Source organism: Coleofasciculus sp. D1-CHI-01 (genome assembly GCF_040218875.1).
Lineage (GTDB): Bacteria > Cyanobacteriota > Cyanobacteriia > Cyanobacteriales > Coleofasciculaceae > Coleofasciculus.
In genome coordinates, this window is sequence record NZ_JAVJQP010000155.1 from 35,265 (window position 1) to 61,005 (window position 25,741).

A 25,741-nucleotide genomic window follows, 5' to 3' on the forward strand; every position below is an offset into this window, starting at 1 on the left:
CATAATACGTCTCTGTTGACCATTAACGGTGATTCCTGGTTCAACGCTTTCGGTTTATCAAGACTTAGTGGCAACAACACGCTGGGCGCTCACCTCATTAGGACAAGGACGCCCCGACTCGACATCACTAATGTTAGATAATGTTGTCTGAGCAATATTTTGCAAAGCATCTTCAGTAAAAAAGGCTTGATGACCTGTAATCAAAACATTAGGAAATGTTAAGAGTCGTTGAAAAACATCATCTTCAATCACTTCTGTAGACAAATCTTCAAAGAACAAATTAGATTCTTGTTCGTAAACATCTAAACCTAGATAGCCAATTTTGCGAGACTTGAGCGCATCAATAACGGCTCGCGTATCAATAAGTGCGCCGCGACTGGTGTTAATCAGCATCACGCCTGATTTCATTTGCGCCAATGATTGGGCATTGATCAGGTGACGGGTTTGGGGTGTTAAAGGACAATGGAGAGAGATAATATCGGAAGTCCCGAAGAGTTCTTGGAGATCAACATACTTGACCCCCAAGGCTTCACAATCAGGATTCGGATACAAATCATACGCCAGTAATTGACAACCAAATCCATGCAGAATCTGGGCAACCAGGAAACCAATTTTACCCGTACCGACAATCCCTACCCTTCGCCCATGTAAATCAAATCCCATGAATCCATCCAGGGAAAAATTTCCTTCTCTCACCCGGTTATAAGCGCGATGAATTTTACGGTTAAGGGTTAAAATGAGTCCTACGGTATGTTCAGCGACAGCATAAGGTGAATAGGCGGGAACTCGCACCACAGTTATGCCAAACTCAGCCGCTGCATTTAAATCAATATGGTTGAACCCCGCAGAACGTGTAGCAATCAGCTTCGTCCCCTGTGCAGCCAGCACCCGCAAGGTTGTTTTATCAAGCTGATCATTGATAAACACGCACACCGCCGGAAACCCGACTGCTAAGGCTGTGGTTTCCTGAGTCAGGCGGGGTTCAAAAAAAACGAGGTCATGTTTATAATTCGCGTTGGCAGTTTCGAGAAAATTTCGGTCGTAGGATTTGGTATTGAAAACAGCGACTTTCATGGTTGTTTATTGTTTGATAGAAAGTAAAAACAAACAGCAACTAACTGACTGCAAATCTATATTGTATTATATGATATCTATATTATGATTAAAAAATATTACACAGACAGATCCCCGACTTCTCCAAGAAGTCGGGGATCTTGCTTAGAGTAAATTATTGGTGACAGGGGGGGGAGAGCTTACAGGTGTAGGTTATTTTATTACCCTTGTGAGCTACTTAGGTTGATAAATTTGGCGCAGTTCCTCAATTGTGTTTACGGCTGGTAGCGCTGCTAGAATTGCTCGTAACTGTTCCACATCCTGAATTTTCGAGATTTCGGCTAAAATGTCTAACGGTTCGCTGCCAAACTTCAAGCTTAAACATATTTCTATACCTTCTAATAGTCCTTGTCGTATTCCCTGAGTATTATTCCATAACTGACGCAGGTCATCTAGAGTATTTAGGGTTTTTAGTCCTGTAATAATTGCTCTTAATTTTTCCACATTCTGAATGGGCAAAATTTCCGGTAATAGGTTTAACCCTTCCCTGCCAAATTTCAAGCCTAAGCCCAATTCAATTCCTGCCAACAGCCCTTCTCTGACTCCCTCTTGACGACCCTCTTGACGACCCTCTTGACGACCTTCTTGATGACCTTCTTGACGACCTTTTTGAATTCCAATCCTTTCAACACTGGTAATATAAGGCATTCTTCTTTCCTCCTCGTACTGACCTAATTCTGTCCAAAACTCATTTTCTAACTCTTGCGGTAAGCTCATTACCCAGTCTATAAAATGGAATAAGTTGATTATATCTTCTCGCTCATAGCCCCGTTCGTACAATCCCCGAATTAGAGCCAGTTTTAATGATTTACGCTGAATTCTATTATTTCTGGTTTCTTGGGCTTGTAAATGAGCCATGACGACGGTAGCAAAGGGATTGCGGGAAGTCTCAAGGATTGACCCCCTCTGGGAATAGTCTAGCAACTTCACCACGGGAAAGTTAAACTGAATCTCACTTGACCATAGCTGATAACCATACTGATTAGGTCTCCAGGTAGATCGTTCATCTCCCAAGATTGCTAAACTGGCAACGTTTCGCTTATAACGGTCAAAAATGCGGTAATGGTAAACGAACATCCGTTCAGCAAAGTTCGTTTCTTCCTGGCTTTGAACTTCGATGTGGATTAAAACCCACGCTTCTTCACCTGTAAGTAAGTAAACCTTTGCTAGCTTATCCGCTAAACGCCGCCCAACTTCAGCATCGCGCACCACTTGTTGCAGTTCTTTATCTAAAAATTCGTAGCCTCGACTCCAATCAATTTCCGGCTGCGCTTCAGGTAAAAAGAAGGCGATGAAGTCTTCAAAGTAGTTTTCTATGGCATCTTTCCAGGGGCTATCGTAATCGGTTGGAGTTGGCGTCATAAGTAATTAGGTGGACACAATTAAAGTTAGCGGTGGAGATTAGGGAACAGGGAACAGGGAACAGGGAACAGTAAGGGTTTGAGGTTTACTTACAGCAGTTTTCAAGTTATAGCAGTCGCCAGGGTCATTAGGACATTAATATCAATGCCATGTATTGTGTTGATCCATGCCTAGTTAATGGTGGGGTTAGGGCGGGTTTTGTTGTTCAGTTAATGGGAACAAAGTGAATGAAGTCCCTAAACCCGCCCCTACATAAGACGAATCACGAATGACGAATGACGAATGACAAATCACGAATGACAAATGACAAATGACAAATGACGAATGACGAATGACAAATGACAAATGACGAATGACAAATGACGAATGACCAATGACCAATGACTACTTATTTTCCTATTCCCTAAAGCAACGAATTAATTCTGCAACAGACCAAGCTTGGGCGATCGCGCCTTGGGGGAGATGGGGTTCGTCTCCATCGAAAATCTCGGAAATAGACCCAATACAGGCTTGATGCTGAAGGTGATCTAGCAAAGGTTTCCAGTCAAAGGGAAGCGGTTCTGTGGGGTAGAAACGTTTCCACGCCCGACAAAAGGGTCCAATTAGCCAACTCCATACCGTTCCTTGGTGATAAGCACTATCCCGATGCCAGCGATCGCCATTATAATAACCAATGTACTCAGGATCAGCCGGATCAAGGCTTCGCAAACCGTAGGGAGTTAACAAGCGATCGCGTGCGACTTGCAAAGCCTGTCGCGCTTGATTCTCTGCAAAACCACAATGATACAGAGACAGCGCCACTACCGCATTGGGGCGAATTTGAGCATTGCGGTGATCATCGGGTTCTATGGTGTCATAAAAGTATTTTTTATCGGGATTCCAAAACCGCTGTAATGACGTTTTTACCTGTTGTGCTTGCTGGATATAATGTTGAGCATGGTGCAACAAACGCACCCGATCCTTAACCGCCCCCGTTGCCATTTTTTCCGTCCATTTACCAATCCAACACAATGCTGAATACCAAAGCGCATTAATTTCAATTACTTTTCCCAGACGAGGTGTAATCGGTTGACCATCCAGCACTACATCCATCCAGGTAATCGCCACATCCGGCGCGTCCCAGGTTAGCAATCCATCTACAGCATCAACTTGAATATTGTAACGAGTACCTGCCGTATAAGCTTTGTAGATTTTTCGGACGGTTGGATATTGCTCAATCAAAAAATCCCAATCTTGGGTGATTTCCAAATACAGTCCCAGGGTTTCCAGCCACCACAAAGACGCATCAATACTGTTATAAATCGGATCACTCTCTGCATCGGGAAAGGTATTGGGAATTAAACCATCGCGACAATAATTACCAAAGGTTTTGAGGAGTCCCCTGGCTAAAGTAAAATGTCCTGTGGTTAATGCCAATCCGGGCAAAGCAATCAGTGTATCCCGCCCCCAATCATTAAACCAAGGATAACCCGCCATCACCGTTGGGCTATTAATGGAAGCACACCAAGCAATAAATTGATCACCCGCTTTGAGTAACTGACGCCAAGTCGTCTCCCACTCAGCTCCCCCTAGAAGGGCGGGTTTAGTTAAGTTATCGGTTTGGCGCCATAAGTTGTCTGTCAAACCCGCCCCTACACCCCCTGCTGCTATAGCCACTAACTGATTTTGTCGCTCTTTTTCCCCTTGCACCGCCGCCTCAAACAGTTGAGCATTTAACTGGAGCGCTGCTGTATCTTGAGGACATCCCACTCGCGCTTCTAACGTAACTGTTGCGCCCGGTTCCAGAGAAATAGTAAGATAGCCAGGACTATAGAGATCTTCGCGATCGCCTAACCCGCGCTGGTTTTCTTCAGGATAGTAATAATTCCAATACCACAATGCATCCGGTTGATACTCCCCTACACTCCAACCCAACTGCCAAGGCGTACCCACTTGATCCGGGCGCATGGCTTGCAGATAAAGACATTGATGTCCAACTATTTGAGAGAATTCTAAATTTTCTTCATCGAATTGCTGGTGATGAAAGTTGCGATCGGCAATCAAAGGACGTAACCTTAATGTTGCCACTTCACTGCCTTGATAGCGATACTGAATCAGAATCCGGTGGCAAAACTGGCGCGTTTCCCGAAACCCTTCCTCATCCTCAACTAACCCGTAAGGCATAACCAGTTGACGTGTCAATTGCCACTGCTGGTATCCCCAAACCCACTGAGGCACAGGATCAGTGTCAAAAGAGCGCAAAAATTGATAGCCTACCGGATCAATCGTCTTACCCCCATTCCAGAAATTGGTCGAAAGCGCCCAAATCTTGCCCCCGATCTCCAGACTGGTATCCAAATGAGAGAATAATAACGTCCGTTGTCGGGGCGGATCGAGTGCAGCAATCAACCAGCCGTGATAGGTGCGAGTACGAGCATCACATACCGTACCACTAGCAAAACTGCCTAATCCATTCGTGAGCAGCCATTCCCGTCGATCTAAATAATGCACCACAACGTTTTTCTCCCAACAGAACACCCAACCCATTGTCACAAAACCTTTGGTATTGCTTTTACCCGGTTTCTCAAGCTCAAAAACCCAACACTGTTACTGGAAGTAGTCTAGTTTAGCGAATAATCGTTTGACGTCAATCTATCCCAGAAAAAATTAAGGTTTCACGCCAATTTAACGTAAACAGCGATAGAACTGAGCCAATAGGCAATCCCCTCATCTTTGCTAGTTGGGTTACGGCTCCTGCTGTCAATGAGCGATCGCGAAATGGTACTGGCTGATTCGGGTGTTTTGGGAGTATGCTCGATATCTGTATGATCAAGAAATTCAATGTGCCAGCCCCATGTCTTAGTCGTTACCTCTTGTACTGGACAAAAGCGATTTAAATCTGAAAATCAGTTGACATTAGAGGATTTTAAGGATAATGCCCGACTCCCGCAACGAGAGGCGGAGTTAGCCGAATTCGCTTGTCCTGCGAATCAGATGTACACAGGGCAACAGCACCTCAGAGCAATGGAGGGGGTAGGGTTACTGCGCCAGTCTCTGGGGCGGGAAGCAGTAGATGTGGTGATTCTTTCTGCGGGTTATGGATTAATCCCTGAAGACAGAACTATCGTGCCATACCAAGTCACCTTCAATCGGATGAAAGGCGATAAGGTGGATGAGTGGGCTGCTGTTTTGGGAATACACCAAGCCTTTGAACGTGCGATCGCGGATTACGACTTGGTATTTTTATTACTAGGGAAGAACTATTTGCGATCGCTCTCTCTTCCGGTTGAAATCTCGTCTACCCATACTCTTGTATTTTTAGCATCAAAAACCAGTGCCAAATACATCCGCGAGTTGGCAGCCAAGACGCTTGTTTTTACTCTGTCTAACGTAGAAGCCAAACGGTATCGCTATGGATTGGTCGGTTTAAAAGGATTTCTCTTCAAGCGGTTTGCCCAGTGGGTATCCCAGGAGACCCAGCTCTTACAAAAAGTTTACCAGGAGCCAGAAGTCTTTAGGCAGGTTATGGAACGGGAACCCGTTCAACTAGAACTGCCTCTAGAATTGCCCAAAATACGTTATTCCGTTAAGTCAGTTAACACCCGAAAAAAAAGGCTGTCTGAAAAAACTGACTTTTTTCCTATTCCTGACCTTCCCCAGGCTCCGAATTGGCATTTAGGGATGCAATATTTTATCCCAGAATGGGATGATCGAGTTGATCCAGGATATAATTTCCAAACCGATACTTTCACGGCTTATCGAGATGCGTATTTAGATGATATATACTCTCACCAGATTTACAACTTACCAAACTATGATGGAGTATTAGTATCCAAGGTTGTCGTGGATAAAAGCAAGAAAAAAAAAGAATTTATACAAAGAAATGGAATTCACGATTTTGTCCGCTTTTCGGGCAAAATAATGGGAGACTGTGGCGCATTTGGCTATATTAAAGAGTCGGAACCTCCTTACACGACTGACGAAATACTGGACTACTATGAGCAACTGGGTTTCAATTATGGAGTCAGCATTGACCACCTGATTGTGGGACCATTTGCTCAATCGGGAGTGAAAGAAAAGCGCTATAATTTGACCCTCAAGAATGCTGAGGAGTTTATCCAGAAGCATAGAGCTGGAAACTATCATTTTACGCCTATTGGTGTAGCTCAAGGGTGGAATCCAGACTCATACTCTAAAGCTGTTAAAGACATCATTGGCATGGGATATGATTACGTTGCATTAGGAGGACTTGCCAGAACACCCAGCCACAAAATTATCGAAATTCTTGAAGCCATTTCCCCGTACTTAACTCCGAATACACGGATGCATTTGTTTGGCGTTGGACGAATTAATGCGACTCCAGCTTTCCGTCATTTAGGTGTGACTAGCTTTGATTCAGCCAGTGCTTTGCGGAGTGCTTGGCTAGATTCAGCCGCCAATTACCATACTATCTCTGGCAAACAATATGCGGCTGTCCGTATTCCCCCAGTAGAACGATCAGGCTTGCGAGTTAAGCGTGTGCTAGAAGCTGGGATATCTGATCGAGAAACTCTGAAGCGGCTTGAGGAAAACTCACTCAAAGCCATGCGGGAATTTGATTCAGGAAAGCTGACTTTAGAGGAAACTCTAGACATACTGTTAGCTTATGACGAGTTGTTAGAATTGCCCCGTGACGGTCAGGTAAACCCTGAAGCTAAAGCTAGACGCTTGAGCAAACATGAAAAGATGTACAGGGAACTTTTAACAGATAAGCCTTGGAAATCATGCGATTGTCAAATCTGCCAAGACCTGGGCATTGACGTTGTAATTTTTAGAGGCAACGATCGCAATCGTAGACGAGGATTTCATAATACATTTGTTTTCTATAAAAGGTTTAAGAGGTTATTCAAAGACTGAACTTAAATTTATCCTTTTTTAAGTAAAATTGTTATAATATTAGCAGCAAAACAATTATTACTTGAACAAAAGTTAAAAGTGAACAGACAATTTTTACCTGTTTTCTCTCTAGACTGGGCAGGTCTATTGAAGAAATTAGAAAATGTAGAAGGAGACTTTGGCATACTCGCTCCTGTCTCCTGTTACAATAAACTCCTGATGAGGATTCGTGAACTGAACAAACCCTTTTTCATTGACAGCAGTGTTTTTGAAAAGCAGGGTAATCCCTGGTACTGTCAACTTCATTGTGAGTTTATCCATAATCGATGGGTGCGTGAATTACGCTTAGCAGATGAGCTACAGTTGCGCCAGACAATAAAAAACTATTTAGCTCGCTGCGACAATTTCAGTCCTGATTACGTTTTTGCTCCTGATGTTATTGGAGAGCCACTACTGTCTTTGTATCTCGCCAGACTCAGTTGGGAAGAATACTGGCGTCAGCCAAGAACTTATGCTTTGATTGGGGTTGTTCAGGTCGGAGCGGTACTCTACAATTGGCGTCAACAGCCAGTACCTCAGTTGGACTCTTTTCTACCCCATTACGATTCACCCAGAAGTTTTCTTGCTTCTCTGACCAGTGCTTACCGAAATATTGGTTATCAATACATTGCTCTGGGAGGTTTACTGAAAGCTAATACTACCATGCCAACTGGTCTAAAGTTTGGTTTATCCCCTCAGGAATTGGATGAATTACTAGCCTGGAGCCGACCCGAATTTGTTTTGGGAGGTTTGGCATTAACTCGCCTGGAAGTCTTGAGGAAGCATAATGTTTGGGCTGATTCTACCAATTGGCTTTGGTGGGATGCTCGTTATGACCAGCAACGATTTGGGAATCGGAATGCTTTACAGGAAAGTTTAGGGTAAGCTTTTACCTAAAATTTCATATCTCTGTTGGTTCCAAGGAAATTACCTGATCGGGTGACAAAAGTCCTCCAACTTTCACGACTTTCAGTTCGCCAGTTTCTTCAGGGTTTTGCTCTCTAACTTTAGCGATCGCCTCTTGTACTCTCTTAGCTTGAGCAATATAGATTTTCTCATCACCCTTCAGCACCCAGATGGGTTCAGAGAAGGTGTATCGAGGGTGAAGCACAGCCTGGTGAATGACTTGATGGGTGAACTGGACGATTTGCTCGATATCGGCATCATTCACAAATTCGCCCAACTCGGATTGAAAAGACTGTCTAAGTTCTGCTGTTGGAATGTGTTCGGTAACTTGCTCTGTTTGTGGGGGTGAGGGTTTGGGAGACTCGGATTGACTGTGTACCTGCACCACTACCGATTCGATAAAGCGGCTTACCTGAGTCATGATCGAGTCAAAGTCCCGCTCCATTAACACATTACCTAGATGTTCTCTCAGCAGGGTTCTCAACTTTTCATCGGAGATATTGATACCACAGGTTCTTAAATAGACGGGAAGCCGTTCTCCCCAATCCCGACCACAACCAACTTCCCCATTAGAGGCATCTTCAGCCTCGACCAGTTCCATGAGGCGTTGGTAACGAGTCTCACTATCGGTCATCCTTTGAGATTGTGTGGTTTGTTGCTTTTTTGGCGAAGCCGATGCTTCGGGATTAGAAGTGGGGAACGATTGAGTCATGACTCGACACCTGTTTTATCATAAGACTTGCTGTTCGACACAAGTAAACCAATCCGCCTATTTTTACTCAAAATCAACTGTCTACTCATATAACACCGCTCACAGGTGCAATACCGACAAACTCACGCAATACCTTATGGCACGCATTTACTGTTGTCTTCGTATTAGAAATAATCGGTTCTCCAGTTGCACCAATTTGGATTACTCCTCGCTCACGCCATAAGTCGTTAGAACGCTGCCAATCTATCTCCCGTAGTCTAGTCAACCATTTAACAAACTCTTCCTCTGGCACACCTTCTAAGTAGAAGTCACGAGCTAACATTCCCAAAGCCTGAAACATAATGGCTGTTACGGAAAATGACTCCTGTCTTTGCAAACAGCGCTCCTCTTTGCTTGTAAGTCTCCAGGGATCGTTAGGCAGAACGCTTGCGACTGCTGCCCAAAATGTTGCCAGCCAATCAATTTTAGGCTCCAAATCCTGCTTAGACTTCAGATTTGGAAAAGTATTTCGGGTAGCTATTACTAAGGTAGAAAGGGTCATTAACTTAGGATTGTGTTTACCCAAGCCATTCTCAACCATCTCCACATTGTTGCGGAACTGGGGAACTCGCTTGATTAACGCTTTGGCAATTAAAACGGTAGGCGATCGCTTGTCAAAATAGTGAGCGAGTGAAACGCTTGGTCTTTGGACTAAAAGGTTTTGGTCGCGGAAGGCTTGACGTTCTTCCTCCAATGACAGCCCAGCATATAAGAGGACTCCTACTTCGAGTTGGGAAAGGATAGGTAGATATTGGGGTTGTTCTGTCTGGATATCTTTTAGCGCCTGACGGATACCAAAACATCTATGCTGACCGTCTGTTAGGCGCAGAGTAACCGAGTGATAAGGGAGAAAAATACTGCCGTCTCTGTAGGTTGGCGGTGGCTGAACGTTGACGCAAATCGGCGGGAAAAACGTCGTACCATCCTGGTAAGTCTCCAGAATATAGCGTGCGATCGCTTTAACTCGTGTAACGTTAGGTTTGCGCTGGGCGAAGTCTGGTAAATCTGGCTGATGGGGAACGTAAAGATGACCGTCGTCAAGTAGTCGAGCGATATCGCCAAAAAACAGACTAGCAACATAGCTTTGATGTTCATCCTGCAAACCCCGATGAATAGGCACAGCCCGGAGTACAAGTTCCATTATTGATTCCTTTGAGAGGGGAGCAAATCTTTTCCTTTGCCTTGTACTCATGTATACATGGTGGCTACCTTTCTGTCAAGGGGAATAGAATGCGTGAGACCCCTTCAGGCAATCAAACCTTGTCTTCAACTGTTCGTGTACCGGGAGAACTCTACGAAGCGCTGCGCCAGATCAGGCTTTCATTGGAAAGCCAATATCAGAGTGCTGCACCTACTGTGCAGGATATGGTCAGCATCGCCCTGAAAAGATTTATCAATGATTGGGAGAACCCTGACAAGCAAACTCAGCTCCTAGATGAATTGCTAGAGCATCGTAAGCTTGCCCGTTCAAATATGGGTAAGAGACAAATTGACGGCAGCTAGACGGTGGTGACGGTATGACATTGGCTAACTTTGAATCGCCTCAGCAATCTACTTACCCTAGAAAATGATAAGTCCCAACACTAAAAACACCGACCAACTCATTTTGCGTCATCTAGAGGATATTGAGCAGGAGCGGATTAACTTTGGTCTCTACGAAACCTATGTCACAAAGGCTGACATAATACAGCGTGCCCAAGAAAAGTGTGAAAACTTGGACGAGGCTGAATTAGAAGAAGGGTTAGCCAGTTTAGAAGAGCAAAGGTGGGTGCTGAAGCTGGATGAGAACCACTATCGCTCACGAATTAGCGAGATTGTCCGACTCCTCAAGAATGTTAAGCAACGGTTTCGCCCCAATGATGCCCAAAGTGCACCTTATCTAATCCAATCCATCCGTGTTGAGTTTGCCGATCGCCGCAGGTTGGCGCGTAAGACTAAGTTTAAAGAAATTATCAAACAGTTATTTAAAAACAGTAAAAATCTTAGACTCAAGCATCTAGATAACGCTCGCAAAGCTGTTCAAAATGGTTTTTGTAAAGCCCTAAACAAAGAACTAGACGAAGTAAAACTAACCAGCGTGCAAGAACGGGCGTTGCAGCAAATCACTCAGAAATATTTCCAGCGTAAGGGACAGGGATATGTAATTACTGGCAACACGGGTAGTGGGAAAACTGAAGCTGCGTTACTTCCTCTGTTACTTGGAGCATTGCAGGAGAAAATGAACGATATTGTGGGATGTAAAATCATCCTAGTTTATCCTCGGCAGACTTTAGCCAAAAATCAGTTAGAGCGACTCAGCCAGTATGTAGCTTCCATTAACCAGCAAGTTTATGGAATGGCAAGGAGTGGAGTGTCAAACAAAGATTTGACTGTAGGAATTGCCTTTGGTGACACTCCCTTAAATGACGAGGAACTGCGTAATGGATATGAGAAAGACGGAAAACTCCAACGTGGACGTTGGGAAAAGCAGGATGAGAAATACAAACTCCCCTATTTCACAGACAAAAATGGAGAGCCGATTTATACACTCAATCTAGCCAAGGGTGAATGTACCCTAAAACCTGCTGACAACAGTTGGGAGTTAGAGAGCTTTAAGGCGACGCGCATCGCTATTCAAAACGAACCACCAGACGTGCTGATTATTACCACTGAAATGTTACATCGGTGGTTGATAGATCCTGCATTCAATGATTTCTTCGGCTTATCGACTCGCCCAGGTTTTCCACCAAATTTCTGCGCTCCACGAGCTGTTGTCTTCGACGAAATTCACCTCTATGACACTATACACGGCGCTCAGATTGGCTTGCTGATTCGCCGTTTACGCCATCGACTACAACAGGCAATGCGTTCGTCTGATGGAGAATCTTGGCAGTACCCACTAATGTTGGGGATGAGTGCAACGATTGGTAATCCTCAAAAGTTTTGGCAGGAACTTAGCGGGGTTCCGTATGTAGATGAGATTTCACCAGATGAAGAGAAGGACATGGAAGATGCTCAGGGACGAGAGTATTTCCTGTTCATTCGCCCAGAAACATACTCGCGTGGCAAACCTGTAGGAGATGCCTCGACAGCAATCCAGACGATCATGGCGATCGCCCACAATATGCGTCGGCGAGACAGTGATGGGGAAGAACCCCCCAAGTTTAAAAGCCTCGTGTTTCAAGACTCTATCAGTAAAGTCAAAAAGTTAGCACTTGAGTTTCACGATGCCGAAACAAACCAGAATCTAGCACGCTACAGACTTCAGCGACCTAACTCTAGCCAAGACGTACTAACCTCTCCAGAGTTTCTGGATGGTGAATATTGGTACTTTGATGCTGAAGATATTGAGCAATACTCCACACAACGCCAACCCGGAACAAGAGCGCGATCGCTCACTTCAATGCCTTTTCCAGTGTACAGCGGTAGTGGTAAAGGAGATATCGAAATTCTGCTGCAAGACATCATCTTTGCGACTACTTCATTAGAAGTCGGCTACGACGACGCCAGCATCCAATTTGTCATGCAGCACCACGCCCCTCGTAACCCAGCCAGCTTCGTGCAAAAGAAGGGCAGAGCTGGTCGTTCCCTCCAAGACCGTCCTATCACTGCGGTCACCCTTTCACAAAACTCTTACAAGGATGCCTTCTATTATCAGAACCCGCAACTCCTCTACAATCCTTCCGACTACCGCCCCCCTCTCAATGTCGATAACTACTTTGTGCAGCAATTTCAAACCATAGCTCTAATCTTTGATGAGTTGGCGCGTCTCAGACAACGACGAGACCTACTCCAAGGAAACTTCAGTAGTGTTGAAGATCATTTGGACGAAATACAGCAGGAGTTAGATAAGTCCGAGATTGAGCAGAAACTTCAGCATGCCTACCAGTATGTAACAGGCGAATCGTTTCAAAAAGTTCACCCGAATTGGAAAGAGATATGGGATTGGTTTAAAAGGCGGATGCTTGAAGATGATATCCGTTATAACTTTGGAAAAAACAACAATCTTCTCCAGATTTGTCCAGACTTACCAGACAACCTATTTAGCTCTATCAATCTGCCTACAGTTCGGGTTATGTTTTCGGGAGGCGGGGAGCCAGAAAACTGGTCTGGGGCAAACGAGGATATTTCTCTTGCTTTTTTAGAATTGGCTCCTGGCAAGATTACGCGCCGTTATAAACCTCGCTACCATCTTTACTGGCGACCTTTAGTTGCTTTTGTACAACCAAGGGAAAACTTTAAAGGAAAACCAATGTCCAATGCAGTAGCTATGGAGCGGTATAAGTACGAAAAACGTCCGGAAAATCCTGGACCATTCAATTGTGAGCTTCTCAATCAGCTTGATAAAGTGTGGGGGAGTAATTGGCAAGATTACTTACCCTTGAATGTAGAGCAGGTTTACAGTAAAGCTATACCGCAGCGTTTCTACCGCGTTCGGTATTTGGAACTGTGGGACTTTGGTACAGACTCACTAAATGATCCAAAGCATCCGAATACTGAATGGTGGGGCGCGTTTAAGCCTGACGGTAGCGTGGACTTGAGGTATGGAAGCAAAAGAGAACAGCTCGATCAGCGTTATCCAGACCAAGTTCGTTCAGTTTCTCCAGATTCTAATAGCTACCCCTTGTCTTTCAGCGTGGTCAAAGTAAATACGGCAGATCAAGAGGAAGTAGAGCCTCGACACAGACTAGAATTGCCACCTCTATTCAAAGGCTTGGTCAATAATCTGGATTTCTACTACGGCGAAGTCGAGGAAAATCGCTCAATGCTCAATGTGTGGGAAGTTCAATACGGAGCTGAAGCTCGTATTCGGTTGCTACCTGATGAGCAGTTGCTACGTCAAGGCAGGACAGACCCGCACGCTGGGATGGGTCAAAACACAGTTAAATACATCAGCGAACACGATGGGAAGCCCACCTTGTACGGCTATGACTTGAGGACTGAGGGAGTACGGGTTCCCTACTCATACGAACAGCTACGCACGGTAGCTGAGTCTTTGTTCGAGGAGATATGGCATGATCCTAAACGCAAGACTCACTTACAAGACCAGTACCTTCGATTCTTGCTCAAGTCGAGTTCTTGGCAACCAGAGGGAGTAGAAAATCCCTTAACTACTTTTGACCTGCGTAAAGTAGCAGACATCATTGCCACCATGCGTGCGGAGTCACGAGCAATGGGAATGGAAGACTGGCGAACTTTCTTAGATCATCTGACTAATCCCAATGGGTTGAATGAGCTGGTGGACATAGTAGTTGACAACTACTGGCGTGACCATCGAATTTTTCCTGAAGACTTCAGAGAGCGATTGGTTTCAACTCTGACCTATTCTAATAGCGTTACTGAATCTCAGAGTGATCGTGCCATTCAAGGTACGTTGTTTGATATAACCGCATTTCAAGCTGAAACAACTACATCTAAAGAACCAGCAACACCCTCAAATACTCGACAACTTTTGGAGAAGCAGGTTTTCGCTAAACTCACCAAGAAATCGGAAATATTGGACTACTTGATGGACAACATAGTGCATTCGCTGAAACAGGCAACAAGGAATCTGTTTCTGACAGAAGGTAGCACTCGTGATGAGGAGATAGGTAGTCATAGTATACTACAACTAACCTACGGGAAAAAGCCTTGGGATACTTCATTTTACGTTTACGAACGCAACCAAGATGGTAATGGAGCGACAAGGCTGGCATCAGAGGTACTAAAAGAGAATCAAACCCATTTGCTTAAGCGTTGGTGGGAAGTAACTTTATCGTGTCCCGTAGGTGATGAAGAAGACTTTTTGAAGAGAGTTTTACGAGACAATCAGCAGCTACTTTTGGACTTCCAAGAAACATTTTTCCAATCCAAACCACAAGACAGACAAAACCCCAGAGATTTTCTTTATGACCTTGTTAAGCAACAGGTAAAGGACAAAAACGATCCTTTACTCCAGCGTTTAGCTGGATTGCTCACGAGTGAACTGAGCATTGCAGGGCAGCCCCCCTTGCCCCGCATTGGCTTACAAATTGAGTTGCTGCATTTGGAAGATGCCTTGGCTGAGAGATTTAAACGACCTCCAACTCCAAGGGAACTGGCAGGTTACGCAGCCACGCAAGTTCAACAGGAACCAAGAAACTATCCTTATCTAGCTCAGTTGATGCAGAGGTATGAAGAGCATACCCAAAACTTAGGTTTAGAGGATGAAGATTCCGAGGACACAGCAAATGCATTAGACCGATTCCTGGCTCAAGTTGAGAATATGAGTCTGAGTACTTGTGTGGATGCCTGTCCAGCTTGTTTGGCAGCTAGCTGTGATCATGGACATATTGATGTAATGCGCCATACCATTTCTCGGCGTTACTTGAAAATGGCTCGCCATCTTTTGACCCAAGAACTGACTCATGAATACGGTCAGGAGTCTGTTGAAAACTTGGTGGCGATCGCTCAGCAGAACGGGGGTTATGTAATCCTCAAACATCAAGGTGAACCCGATGACGCTTATAGGCTTCAGCTCAAAAATCAGGGATTTGAAAGAATTAAGCGGGACTTCGACCATGAAACTTTTATTGGGCAACAGGTGTTCTATTACCAAGGAAATACATGAAAGTTTATGGTAACTATCCAGAACCCACCCTTTCTAGGGGTTTAGCCAAGTTGCTCGTGGATTCGCTGGATGCCAAGGGTGAGGTCTGGCTGATTAGCCCCTGGCTTAAAGATGTTCGTTTAGCGATCGCTCAACTCGGAGACTTTGCCAGTTTGCTGGGTGGGCAGAGGGAGGAAATTGAATTGAGCCAATTGCTCACCCGTATAGCTGAGCAACACAGGCTCCGCGTAATTACTAAGCCTCCAGGCGAACTAATCCCTTTTAGGGCACTTAAGCGTCTAGCATACAAGATTGACTTACGAAAACGCTTGCTGGAGGAAAGAGAGGAACAAGAAGATTTACAAGGTTACGATATTCTCGAAGAGGTCATAGAGGAGTTCAATACAGAGATTGAGCAGCTAGCTAGTGCAGCTACCGTACACGCGGAAACTATTCGTATTGGTCGAATGCTAAAGGCAAAGGGCGCTGAACTATACTACTTGGATAAACTCCACGCTAAGTTGCTCTGTACTCCCCTGGGAGCATTGATTGGAAGTGCTAACTTCACCAATGGTGGGCTAAGTTATAACGACGAACTGATGCTAGAAATAACTGACCAGACTGAGCTTGCGAAATTACGCACTGTGGCTCAGCAGATGGTAAATCGAGCAATATTAGCACAGAAGTATAACCTTAATAATACCTTGGAGCGAGAAGAATACCCATTAAAGGACTATTTAGCTTTGACCGATAGTCAAGAGCTTCAAAATTTCCCACATTTACAACATTTTTTGAAACAAGTTAATACTGAATTAGCTGCAAAAGATTAGATCAAGGTTTAGTCACAGGGAGTTTTATTCCGGCTGAACAAGTGCGTTCCACTACCTTAAACGATATTCTCTTTGATACAGAGACAACTAACTGATGTTCGCCCAAAGAGGCGATCGCATAACTAGGATGAGACCTGTTCACGGAAGTCGATGCTGGAACAGCGCATGGGATTAACCAAACCCTTACGTAAGTCCTAGTCGTTATGACTATGGATTATGATATAGTCGTAACAGTTCGTAAATAATCTGTGTTTATTGACTAAGACTGATAATATACAGCGAACGCATACACCAAAACACTCAAGGAGGATAATTTCATGGAAGGATGTCTGCGAGTTGGTCAACCTGCTCCTGACTTCAGCGCGACGGTGGTCATCGATCAAGAATTTAAGACGATTAAACTGTCCGACTACCGGGGTCAATATGTAGTCATATTCTTCTATCCACTAGACTTCACCTTTGTCTGTCCCACAGAGATTACAGCATTTAGCGATCGCTTTAGTGAATTTAAAGAAGTTGGGACTCAAGTTCTCGGCATCTCCGTAGACAGTGAATTCTCTCACCTAGCTTGGATTCAAACGGATCGCAAGAATGGTGGTGTGGGTGATCTCAATTATCCTCTAGTTTCTGACATCAAGAAAGAAATCAGTACCGCTTATAACGTTCTTGACCCCGATGCAGGTGTAGCCCTCCGAGGATTGTTTATTATCGACAAAGATGGTATTATTCAGCATTCAACGATCAATAACCTCTCTTTTGGTCGGAATGTAGATGAAGTGTTGCGGACTCTCAAAGCGATTCAATACGTTCAAGCGCATCCAGACGAAGTTTGCCCTCAAGGTTGGCAACCCGGTGATAAAACCATGGTTCCTGATCCCGTTAAGTCCAAAGTTTATTTCTCCGCCGTTTAAGGTTTACTAACAAATAGCTGGAAGGGGCGCACCGATGTGCATTGGTATCAATTTAAGCTCTTGCCAGAACGCAATACTTTGACACAACCCCCCCCTAACCCTCCCCTTATCAAGGGGAGGGAACATTTCCCCCTACCCCCCTCGTTCTCCCCTTTTAGATCCCCCTTCAAAAGGGGGAAGCCTTATGATGCTTCGCTTTTGTTGCACGGGAGGAGGGGAGCAAGAAAGATGTTATATTCCAGACATAGCCAGCTACATTGTTTAATTAATAATTCCGGTTCCCCTTCTCCCTTGAAGGGAGAAGGGGTTAGGGGATGAGGGTGAAATGCTTGCCAGTATTGGTTTTCACCTTAAGTTGACACGGATGACCGACGTGCGCCCTTTGCCGTTATAACTGTTGTTGTAAAGGCTAGGACAGATTAAAAAACTATTTGCCATCTGCCTTTTACTATAAAATAAGTTGTTGGATCAGATTCAGCCAATGCTAACATCAACTGACTTTAGCGGTTTATTCAACGAGCGTTTTCTGCGTAATTTTTTTCCCATCCCGGCTACCAATCCGTTGAGATTAGGACAACTGACTCCGGATTTTGAACTACCGGATATCACGAATAATCGTCAGGTGAGATTATCCAGTTATCGAGAACAGCAACCGGTTCTGCTGGCGTTTACCCGCATTTTTACCGAAAAGCAATATTGCCCCCTTTGCTATCCCCATATTCAGGCGATGAATGAGCAATATGAGCAATTTACTCAGAAGGGGGTAGAGGTGTTAATGATCACAAGTACCGATCCTCTGCAAAGCAAAACTGTGGTCAATGATTTAGGGTTAAAAATGCCCCTGTTGAGTGATTCAAGTTGTCGCACCTTTCAAGCCTATCAAGTTGGTCAGGCACTGGGAGCGCCTTTACCTGCTCAGTTTTTGATCGATAAACAAGGCAAACTCCGCTTTAAACATTTGTTTTCATTCTTATCGCCAAATGCTGAGATGGAGAAGCTACTCTTAAACGTGGAGTAGTTGATCTTATGTCAGGGAACAGGGAATAGGGAACAGGGAACAGTTAACAGTTAACAGGGAACGTTTTGAGTGAACTCCTCTATCTTCCCCTGCTTCCCCCGCTTCCCCTGCTTCCCCCGCTTCCCCAGCTTCCCCAGCTTCCCCATCTCCCCCAGCTTCCCTTGCTCCCCCATCTCCCCCATCTTCCCCATCTCCCCCATCTCCCCCATCTCCCCCATCTCCCCCATCTTCCCCAGCTTCCCCAGCTTCCCCATCTCCCCCAGCTTCCCTATCTCCCCCATCTCCCCCATCTCCCCCATCTCCCCCATCTTCCCTTCTATCCTTTCCCCAGATGTTGACGCACTGGAATTTGGAGAACAAACTCGGTTCCCTGTCCTAAATTACTGTGGCAGAAAAGCTGACCTCCATGTTTTTCAACAACGATTTGATAGCTAATTGATAATCCTAAACCTGTCCCCGTCCCCACCGGTTTAGTGGTAAAGAAGGGATGGAAGAGTTGTTGCTGAACGTCCTGTGTCATTCCGGAACCATTATCGATAATTCGGATCGCTACCTCTTGGTTATCTACAATTTCAGTTTGCACTCGAATTGTGCTAGGGTTAGCTTTAAGTTCGTCTAATGACCGCTTTTTGTTTTGCTCATCAATGGCATCAATGGCATTGACTAACAAATTCATAAACACTTGATTGATTTGTCCAGCATAACATTCAACCTGCGGCAGTTCACCATACTCTTTAATCACCTGAATACCCGGATTCTCGCCTCGTGCTTTGAGTCGGTTTCGCAGAATCATCAGGGTGCTATTAATCCCCTCATGAATATCTACGGCTTTCATTTCCGCTTCGGCGATACGAGAAAAATTCCGCAGGGAGTAGACAATTTCACAGATCCGTTCTGCTCCGACTTTCATCGAATCCAGCAGTTTAGGCAAGTCTTCTATCAAAAATTCCAGATCGATCGCGTCCATTTCAGACTGGATTTCGGGTGTGTTCTGGGGATATTGCTGTTGATAGAGTTCGATTAACCCTAAAAGATCAGTAGCATAGTCACTGGCATGGACTAAATTACCATAAATAAAGTTAACTGGATTATTGATTTCATGGGCAACTCCGGCGACTAACTGCCCTAAACTGGACATTTTTTCACTTTGCACCAACTGGGCTTGGGTTTTCTGGAGTTTGGCAACAGTTTGCTCAAGCTGTTGGGCGTGGGTTAAGGCTTTGGCTTCCGCCTTGCGACTTTGCTTGTAGAGTTCCGCTTGTTGGAGTGCGATCGCTAATTGATCGGCGATGGTACAAATCAACTCGACCTCGGCGTCTTGCCAATTGTAGGCTCGATTATCCATCATCAGCCCTAGAGCGCCCCAAACCGAGTTACCACAGTGCAGGGGAACCAACAACCACGCCCCCGGAAACTGTTGCGCGACGCCTGTATTGGTGGCGTCTGCCAAACACCGGGTATCTTGAATCCGCACCACTTCTAAGCGTTTGATTCGTTCAGCCAGGGGATTATTAGCATCAGGAATTTCTACACCCAAGGCTTTGGGCAAACAGTCACCCCGACAGGACTCGGCTACATTCACCCAGAGTTGGCGTTCGGGCTTATGTTGGATAATTTGAGCGCGATCCACTTGCAAAAGGCTCTCAATTTCCTGGGTGGCGGTAGAAAAAATCGTTTGTAAGTCGAGCGAACAACGAATCCCATGAGTTAGATGATTGATCGCTTGTTCTCGTTTGAGGTGATACTGAGCCTGATGGTACAGTTGACTTTGACCGATCGCGATCGCGACTTGGTCGGCAATGGCGACGATTAATTCCACCTCTGAGTCTTGCCAGAAGTAGGGATGATTGGTTTTGCCTAAAGTTAAACTCCCTAATATCTGAGAATTAAAGTGCAAGGGAACCCATAACCAAGCTCCTGGAAAGTCTTGCGCTAAACCTTGGTTAAATGTACTCGTATCCTCGATGCGAATAATTTCTAATTGCTTGAGTCGTTCAGCCCAAGGATGATTTTGATCCGGAATTTCTTGTCCCAGTGTACTCCTATCCTCTAGAGAGCGGCGATAGTCTGCCACCGATAACCAAGACTGGCGTTCCGGCAAATATTGGACAATTTCCGCCCGATCCACGGGTAAGAGTTCGCCAATCTCTTGGACGGCTGTCTCAAAAACCGTGGTTACGTCCAACGAACGGCGGATGGCTTGAGTCACTTGATTGAGGACTCGCTCTCGCCAGAACAGAGATGTTGCCTGTTCGTAGAGTTGGCTTTGTTGAATGGCAATAGCCACCTGAGAGGCTAACCCGTCGAGTAAGTCAATCTCAAATGACTGCCAGTTCCGGGGTTGGCTACAGTGATGGGCAATCAGTAGTCCCCACAAGCGGGTTGGGCTTTGGCTGGGTGTTTCGACATCAGCTTGGGACTGTGGGGTAGGTAGGGGTTTGTTACTGTGGACAATTGGCACAACTAGGTTAGCCCGTACCTGGAACTTGGCGAGTAAGTCAATATAACATTGGCTCAGATTACCGGCATAGATATCATCTAGGGTTCTGACTCGACCTTGTTGGTAGAGCGAGAGGTAGGTTTTCTCAAAACAGGCGTCGTATATATGGTTGCCTAAAATCGAACACCAGCGCGAGTCTACGGATTCAACCACCACCTCACCACTCCAGTCGGGATTGAAGCGCAAAATAATCACCCGATCGGTTTGCAGAACCTGTCGCACTTGCGCCACGGTGCGTTCGAGAATGTCCTCTAAATTCAGCGATTGACGGATGTGTTGAGTAATCGCCCCGACTAACTGCTCTCGCTGAACTTGTTGTCGCAGGGTTGCTTCGGCTTGTTGGCGTTGGTGGATTTCGGTTTGGGCTTGCTGATAGAGTTCCGATTGTTGAATGGCAATGGCGGTATGGGTGGAGAGCGTTTGCAGCAACTCGATTTCCCCAGGTTGCCATTTTCGGGGGGTTTGGCACTGTTGAGCTACCAGCAATCCCCATAAGCGCTCCTCATGGACGATGGGGATAACTAGGTTGGCTCTCACTTGGAATTGAGCTAATAATTCAATATGACAGTCAGTTAACCCAGCGTTATAAATATCTTCGACGCATTGGACACGCCCTTTTTGGTAAAGGTGGATATAGTCTTCGGCAAAGTAGCGATCGTTGATCACGGTTCCGGAAATCGGCTTCGAGTTCACGTCAACGGATTCGACTTCCACGACACCACTCCCATCTCCATAGAGGCGAAAGACTAGCACGCGATCGCACATCAAAATTTGCCGCACTTCGGCGACGGTGGTGTTCAGAATCTCGTCTAAGTCTAAGGAATAGTGAATCCGTTGCGCGATCGCCCCAATTAACCGTTCCCGCAGATATTGCTGTTGCACGGCTGTTTCGGTTTGCTTGCGATCGGTAATATCGATGCAAGAGCCGATATACCCTAAAAACTGACCACTAGGAGTAAATCGAGGCGTTCCTGTATCTAAAATCCAGCGATATTCTTGATCGGCTCGTCGCAAGCGATATTCCATACAAAAAGCTTGACGAGCATTAAACGCCTGCTGATACGTCTCTAAACAAGATGATAAGTCGTCAGAATGCACCCCCTCAGCCCAACCATTACCCAGTTCTTGTTCCAGAGTGCGTCCAGTAAACCGCAACCAGCCCTGATTAAAAAACGTACATAACCCATCTGTACCGGACATCCATAACAGCACAGGGGCATTATCTGCCATCGTGCGGAATCGGTCTTCACTCTCTTGCAGAATGTCTTGGGTGTAGTTAGTCTTACTTAGTTGGTTCGTTGTTGGATCGGCTAGGCTAGGTGCTAACCGATCAGCATCGGGTTGCCATTTGTCTGCAACGAACTGGCGATTCGTGCTATCACGCAAGCGATAAAGTATTGTTCCTCCCTGGATCGAAACTGGCTTAACATTAACCAATACAGTACGGGGTTTGCCTGTCTTATCGGTAATTTCTACTTCAACATTACGAACATTTCCCGCGACAGCTAAAGCTTGCCAATTCCAGGGTAAGTTGCCCAGCAGGTGAGTAATATTACCCAGAGCGCGGACTTCCGACAAAGAATAACCAAAAATAGAGGTTATATTAGGACAAATATAGGTAAAATCACCGCTGTCATTGGTGATTAAAACAGCTTCATTATTATTGCGATCAGGAGTTGGGGGCGACGCTTGTGATTTAGCTGTCCTCATCTGTTCACAAACTAAGCTGATCACCGAATTTGAGGCAGTTATCGGAATCAAACGAATTCTTGCCTTAAGCCAGACTATCCTACCATCTTTACCAATGAACCGAGTTTCCCAGTGATGAATTTCAGTCGGATGCTGGCTTAGATGAGTCAATAGGGCTTGATATCGGTATTGGCTTTCTGGATCAAAAAGCCGATGAATTGGCTTTTGAACTAACTCCCAAAAATCATACCCAAAATAGGCTGCACCGAACTGACTTACATCCAAAATCACCCCATCAAAATTCAGGGTGAAATAAATGCAGGGAAGTGTTTCATACAATATCCGCATCCATTTTAGTTGCTCCGGACTATTGCCTGTCCATGATAATTTTCCAGGCTGATCATTCTTTTTCGCAATGTTCATCCATTGGGACTTTTTTAAATCAAATCTTTTCATAAGTTGACTCATGCCAATTCGATGATCATCAATTGAGGCATTTTCTCGATCATAACCCTCAAATTATTATTTATTTTTTCACCTTTAGAGGAATGGCTGTAAAAAATATTTAACTTTGACGGGAGATTTAGACAAGAGTTAGCCTCCTTCACCCATGTCAAATTCTAGACTAGCTCCGAAACCCTTTTCCCCTGTCTTCAGAGAAGCTAAAGCGCAGCGATTGCTCTTACCTGCTTATCGCTCGCCGTTCATCTCTACTTTTTCTTTTTCCCAGACGCACTGAACTTGGTGATTATATCATGTCAAACTTTGCCAATAAAAAAACACGGCTTGTTTCCGTCTCTCCAGATCCCTGCGTCCGTTTCTCATTCACAGGTTCAATTAGACATGATATGACAATGCATACAGTTTTTGGGCTATCTAATCATAAGCTAATACAAATTCCCATTACTGTGACGGAATCCATGAATAAGTTTAAAAAACGTTATAAAGCCGTTACGTATTTTGATTTACTATCCGGTTAAGTTTATTTATCTTTACTAAGCCCCAAAGGGATGCACCCGACAGTCCTGTACACTAAAAACTTTAATTATATCATATCTGTCTAAACAGTTACCCTTGTCTGGGAAAAATCCGGAGATGGGGGAGATGTTCACGTTAGAGGCGAAGTCCAGGAAGAAAACTCACGCGCTATGCCCGACAAGCGAAGAAGCGAGGGGTTAAACCTTACAACTCCCCCACATCGCTCTAAAGACGTACCTGAGACAAATAGCTGCGGGGATCGAAATGACGGCTTGCCCGGATTTTTTCATAGTACTCCCGCTCAACTGGCGTGATATCTTTTGGTGTAGCAATGACAATCCGCACCAGTTGATCACCGCGTCCACCTTTCGGTTGAGTCCAGCCTTTACCGCGCAACCGTAATGATTGACCTGAGCGTATCCCGGCTGGCACATTGACACTCACTTTACCATCCGGAGTCGGCACCTCAATCGTGGCACCCAAGACTGCCTCATCGGGCATCACTGGCACTTCACACAAGAGGTTATCACCCTCGAACTGGAAAAAGGCATGAGGTTTCAGGTCTACAATTAAGTACAAATCACCCCGTTGCTGGTTGTATTGGCTCACTTGACCCTTACCTCGAACCCGAATCCGACTTCCTGGTTTAGCACCGGGCGGAATCCGCACTTCGATGACTTCACTACCCAAATTAATCCGTTTTTGCGTACCCCGGAAGGCGTCAGACCAGCTCAATGTAATTGTAGCTTCCCGATCAGCTCCTGCTCCTGCTGCTTTGCCACTTTCATAGCCAGCGAAATCATTAAAGCCACCAAAGCCACTGGTAAAGTCATTAAAGCCAGCCCCCGTTGCGCCGCCTGGAGTAGAGCGATAGGTGTAGGTTCGACGACTTCCCGTCCCTCCTGAGGTTCCTGTAGCGGCTGTATTAAAGCGCCCTAGAAGTTCGTTAATAAACTCGTCGAAACTACCGTATTGACCAAAATCAAAATTACCGAAATCAACATTAGCCCCCCCAGCTCCAGGGTATCCACCAACTCCGGCTTGCTTCCAGTACTGACCAAACTGATCGTATTTCTTGCGTTTTTCGGGGTCAGACAAGACTTCGTAGGCTTCGTTAACTTCTTTAAATCGAGCCTCGGCTTGTTTGTCACCCGGGTTCATGTCTGGATGGTATTTCCGCGCCAGACGTCGAAAACTCTTTTTAATTTCATCCGCACTAGCCGTCTTGCTCACTCCTAGGACGGCATAGTAGTCTTTAAAGTCAGTTGCAGCCATGAAGGGTTTCTCCTCTACTCCAAGGATTTAATTTATAAACTGGGCTAATAGGTCTCTACCTCAAAGCTAGAGTAACAAACCCCAGCATGGGTTTAAGTTCGGATCTTTCTCACTCACGCGATCGCAATTTCCACACCTGAAGCTTCAAATAGAGAAGCAGCGGCATTTTTCCCATCATGCCTTATCTCAACCTATAAAGCATAACCCTAACTCAGTGTGGATGGCTAATAATGGTTAGATTAGCTTAGCTTCTGTTAACTAACCAGTGTGGATTTCCCGGTATTCTGTTCCGGGAGACAAGAGAGTTGACACTCCCCGGTCTCGCATACACGGGGATTCTGCTGACAGAGTAGACTGTGGCAATTCCCACAATCTAACTCTCGCTACGGTCGTCAAACACCGTCTACTCAGTCGGTTTAGGTCAATGCCTAACTTGCTGGCTACTTTTCTTAAAATATTGGCACTACCGTTTAAATCAGCATTGACAATCGAGCCATCACTGCTGCGATATAAACCACGTTTTACCCGTCTTCCTGATGCTTTCCACCCGTCTGGCTTTTCGCCAAACTTAGGCAGGGAGTCTCCATCAAGATAGCTAGCTTTGCTGGTGTAGGCTTCTTCTGTTACTTCTAAGCGAATGCCGTAAATTTCACACAGTTGCTGCAATCGGTCTTTAAGTTTGCCTAGGGGTATTTGAACAAATTTCTGATTATTCAATCTACCTATATTGGCGTTGTTCTTAAATCCTTCATTCCAGCCTAAAACAATCGTACTTATGCCGTATTTAAGGCAGTGATTGATAATTAGGGCTTGCTGCATGAGTGTGGAAGCTAGACCAGATAAGGGTTTTAAGCCATTTTCCTACCCAACAAGTGCAAGGTTTTTACATCATAACCGTCAAAACCCTGGAATTTGTGCCTCCGCCAGCGCCAAATTTTCCCTCGACAGAGGCTTGAAACCATTGCCCA

14 protein-coding genes and 2 pseudogenes are annotated in these 25,741 nt (G+C 45.3%); 7 read left to right on the plus strand and 9 right to left on the minus strand.

The window, feature by feature from the left end; genetic code table 11:
• Nucleotides 1-57: 57 nt before the first annotated feature.
• From RIB93_RS27360 to RIB93_RS27370, 3 genes and pseudogenes are all read right to left on the minus strand, one after another.
• Nucleotides 58-1,074: a 2-hydroxyacid dehydrogenase gene (locus RIB93_RS27360; RefSeq protein ID WP_446377613.1), complete on the minus strand. Its 1,017-nt coding sequence runs from the start codon at nt 1,072-1,074 to the stop codon at nt 58-60.
• Nucleotides 1,075-1,626: 552 nt separating this feature from the next.
• Nucleotides 1,627-2,475, minus strand: a pseudogene (locus tag RIB93_RS27365) (Rpn family recombination-promoting nuclease/putative transposase); the annotation flags it as partial.
• Nucleotides 2,476-2,871: 396 nt separating this feature from the next.
• Nucleotides 2,872-4,965: an amylo-alpha-1,6-glucosidase gene (locus RIB93_RS27370; RefSeq protein WP_446377639.1), complete on the minus strand. Its 2,094-nt coding sequence runs from the start codon at nt 4,963-4,965 to the stop codon at nt 2,872-2,874.
• A 330-nt stretch (nt 4,966-5,295) separates the two neighbouring features.
• Here RIB93_RS27370 and dpdA point away from each other — a divergent pair, with 330 nt between their 5' ends.
• The gene (gene dpdA, locus RIB93_RS27375) at nt 5,296-7,350 is read left to right on the plus strand and encodes a tRNA-guanine transglycosylase DpdA (RefSeq protein WP_446377615.1); all 2,055 of its coding nucleotides are present in this window, start codon (nt 5,296-5,298) and stop codon (nt 7,348-7,350) included.
• Between the two features lie 78 nt (nt 7,351-7,428).
• Nucleotides 7,429-8,253: a hypothetical protein gene (locus tag RIB93_RS27380; protein ID WP_446377617.1), complete on the plus strand. Its 825-nt coding sequence runs from the start codon at nt 7,429-7,431 to the stop codon at nt 8,251-8,253.
• Between the two features lie 16 nt (nt 8,254-8,269).
• Here RIB93_RS27380 and RIB93_RS27385 read toward each other — a convergent pair whose 3' ends face one another.
• The gene (locus RIB93_RS27385; RefSeq protein ID WP_446377619.1) at nt 8,270-8,986 is read right to left on the minus strand and encodes a hypothetical protein; all 717 of its coding nucleotides are present in this window, start codon (nt 8,984-8,986) and stop codon (nt 8,270-8,272) included.
• 85 nt (nt 8,987-9,071) lie between these two features.
• On the minus strand, nt 9,072-10,166 hold the full coding sequence (locus RIB93_RS27390) for a DNA sulfur modification protein DndB (RefSeq protein ID WP_446377621.1): 1,095 nt from the start codon (nt 10,164-10,166) through the stop codon (nt 9,072-9,074).
• Nucleotides 10,167-10,255: 89 nt separating this feature from the next.
• Here RIB93_RS27390 and RIB93_RS27395 point away from each other — a divergent pair, with 89 nt between their 5' ends.
• The 5 genes from RIB93_RS27395 to RIB93_RS27415 all read left to right on the plus strand — a co-directional run bounded on the left by RIB93_RS27395 (nt 10,256) and on the right by RIB93_RS27415 (nt 18,331).
• Nucleotides 10,256-10,528, plus strand: a complete 273-nt coding sequence (locus RIB93_RS27395; RefSeq protein ID WP_446377623.1) for a hypothetical protein — start codon at nt 10,256-10,258, stop codon at nt 10,526-10,528.
• A gap of 64 nt (nt 10,529-10,592) precedes the next feature.
• On the plus strand, nt 10,593-15,593 hold the full coding sequence (locus RIB93_RS27400; protein WP_446377625.1) for a DEAD/DEAH box helicase: 5,001 nt from the start codon (nt 10,593-10,595) through the stop codon (nt 15,591-15,593).
• Entirely contained in the window at nt 15,590-16,402 is an 813-nt protein-coding gene (locus RIB93_RS27405) for a phospholipase D-like domain-containing protein (protein WP_446377627.1), read from the plus strand. Before RIB93_RS27400 ends, RIB93_RS27405 begins: the two co-directional genes overlap by 4 nt.
• 317 nt (nt 16,403-16,719) lie before the next feature.
• Nucleotides 16,720-17,313: a peroxiredoxin gene (locus RIB93_RS27410; RefSeq protein WP_446377629.1), complete on the plus strand. Its 594-nt coding sequence runs from the start codon at nt 16,720-16,722 to the stop codon at nt 17,311-17,313.
• Between the two features lie 481 nt (nt 17,314-17,794).
• The gene (locus RIB93_RS27415) at nt 17,795-18,331 is read left to right on the plus strand and encodes a peroxiredoxin family protein (protein WP_446377631.1); all 537 of its coding nucleotides are present in this window, start codon (nt 17,795-17,797) and stop codon (nt 18,329-18,331) included.
• A gap of 6 nt (nt 18,332-18,337) precedes the next feature.
• On the opposite strand, the gene RIB93_RS27420 is transcribed toward RIB93_RS27415, so the two are convergent.
• The 4 genes and pseudogenes from RIB93_RS27420 to RIB93_RS27435 all read right to left on the minus strand — a co-directional run.
• A complete protein-coding gene (locus tag RIB93_RS27420) occupies nt 18,338-18,691 on the minus strand; it encodes a hypothetical protein (protein ID WP_446377633.1) in 354 nt (117 codons plus the stop codon).
• Nucleotides 18,648-22,943 (minus strand): GAF domain-containing protein, encoded by a 4,296-nt coding sequence (locus RIB93_RS27425; RefSeq protein ID WP_446377635.1) that lies wholly within the window; start codon nt 22,941-22,943, stop codon nt 18,648-18,650. Before RIB93_RS27425 ends, RIB93_RS27420 begins: the two co-directional genes overlap by 44 nt.
• 780 nt (nt 22,944-23,723) lie before the next feature.
• Entirely contained in the window at nt 23,724-24,773 is a 1,050-nt protein-coding gene (locus RIB93_RS27430) for a DnaJ C-terminal domain-containing protein (protein ID WP_446377637.1), read from the minus strand.
• Between the two features lie 258 nt (nt 24,774-25,031).
• Nucleotides 25,032-25,580, minus strand: a pseudogene (locus tag RIB93_RS27435) (IS200/IS605 family accessory protein TnpB-related protein); the annotation flags it as partial.
• Nucleotides 25,581-25,741: the final 161 nt, after the last annotated feature.

Excerpts from the sequence above, each read along its gene's own strand:
- RIB93_RS27405 (WP_446377627.1), top strand. The coding sequence starts at position 15,590 with ATGAAAGTTTATGGTAACTATCCAGAACCCACCCTTTCTAGGGGTTTA.
- dpdA (WP_446377615.1), top strand. The coding sequence starts at position 5,296 with ATGTGCCAGCCCCATGTCTTAGTCGTTACCTCTTGTACTGGACAAAAG.
- RIB93_RS27400 (WP_446377625.1), top strand. The coding sequence starts at position 10,593 with ATGATAAGTCCCAACACTAAAAACACCGACCAACTCATTTTGCGTCAT.
- RIB93_RS27410 (WP_446377629.1), top strand. The coding sequence starts at position 16,720 with ATGGAAGGATGTCTGCGAGTTGGTCAACCTGCTCCTGACTTCAGCGCG.
- RIB93_RS27425 (WP_446377635.1), bottom strand. The coding sequence starts at position 22,943 with ATGAACATTGCGAAAAAGAATGATCAGCCTGGAAAATTATCATGGACA.
- RIB93_RS27360 (WP_446377613.1), bottom strand. The coding sequence starts at position 1,074 with ATGAAAGTCGCTGTTTTCAATACCAAATCCTACGACCGAAATTTTCTC.
- RIB93_RS27430 (WP_446377637.1), bottom strand. The coding sequence starts at position 24,773 with ATGGCTGCAACTGACTTTAAAGACTACTATGCCGTCCTAGGAGTGAGC.
- RIB93_RS27390 (WP_446377621.1), bottom strand. The coding sequence starts at position 10,166 with ATGGAACTTGTACTCCGGGCTGTGCCTATTCATCGGGGTTTGCAGGAT.
- RIB93_RS27395 (WP_446377623.1), top strand. The coding sequence starts at position 10,256 with ATGCGTGAGACCCCTTCAGGCAATCAAACCTTGTCTTCAACTGTTCGT.
- RIB93_RS27385 (WP_446377619.1), bottom strand. The coding sequence starts at position 8,986 with ATGACTCAATCGTTCCCCACTTCTAATCCCGAAGCATCGGCTTCGCCA.
- RIB93_RS27415 (WP_446377631.1), top strand. The coding sequence starts at position 17,795 with ATGCTAACATCAACTGACTTTAGCGGTTTATTCAACGAGCGTTTTCTG.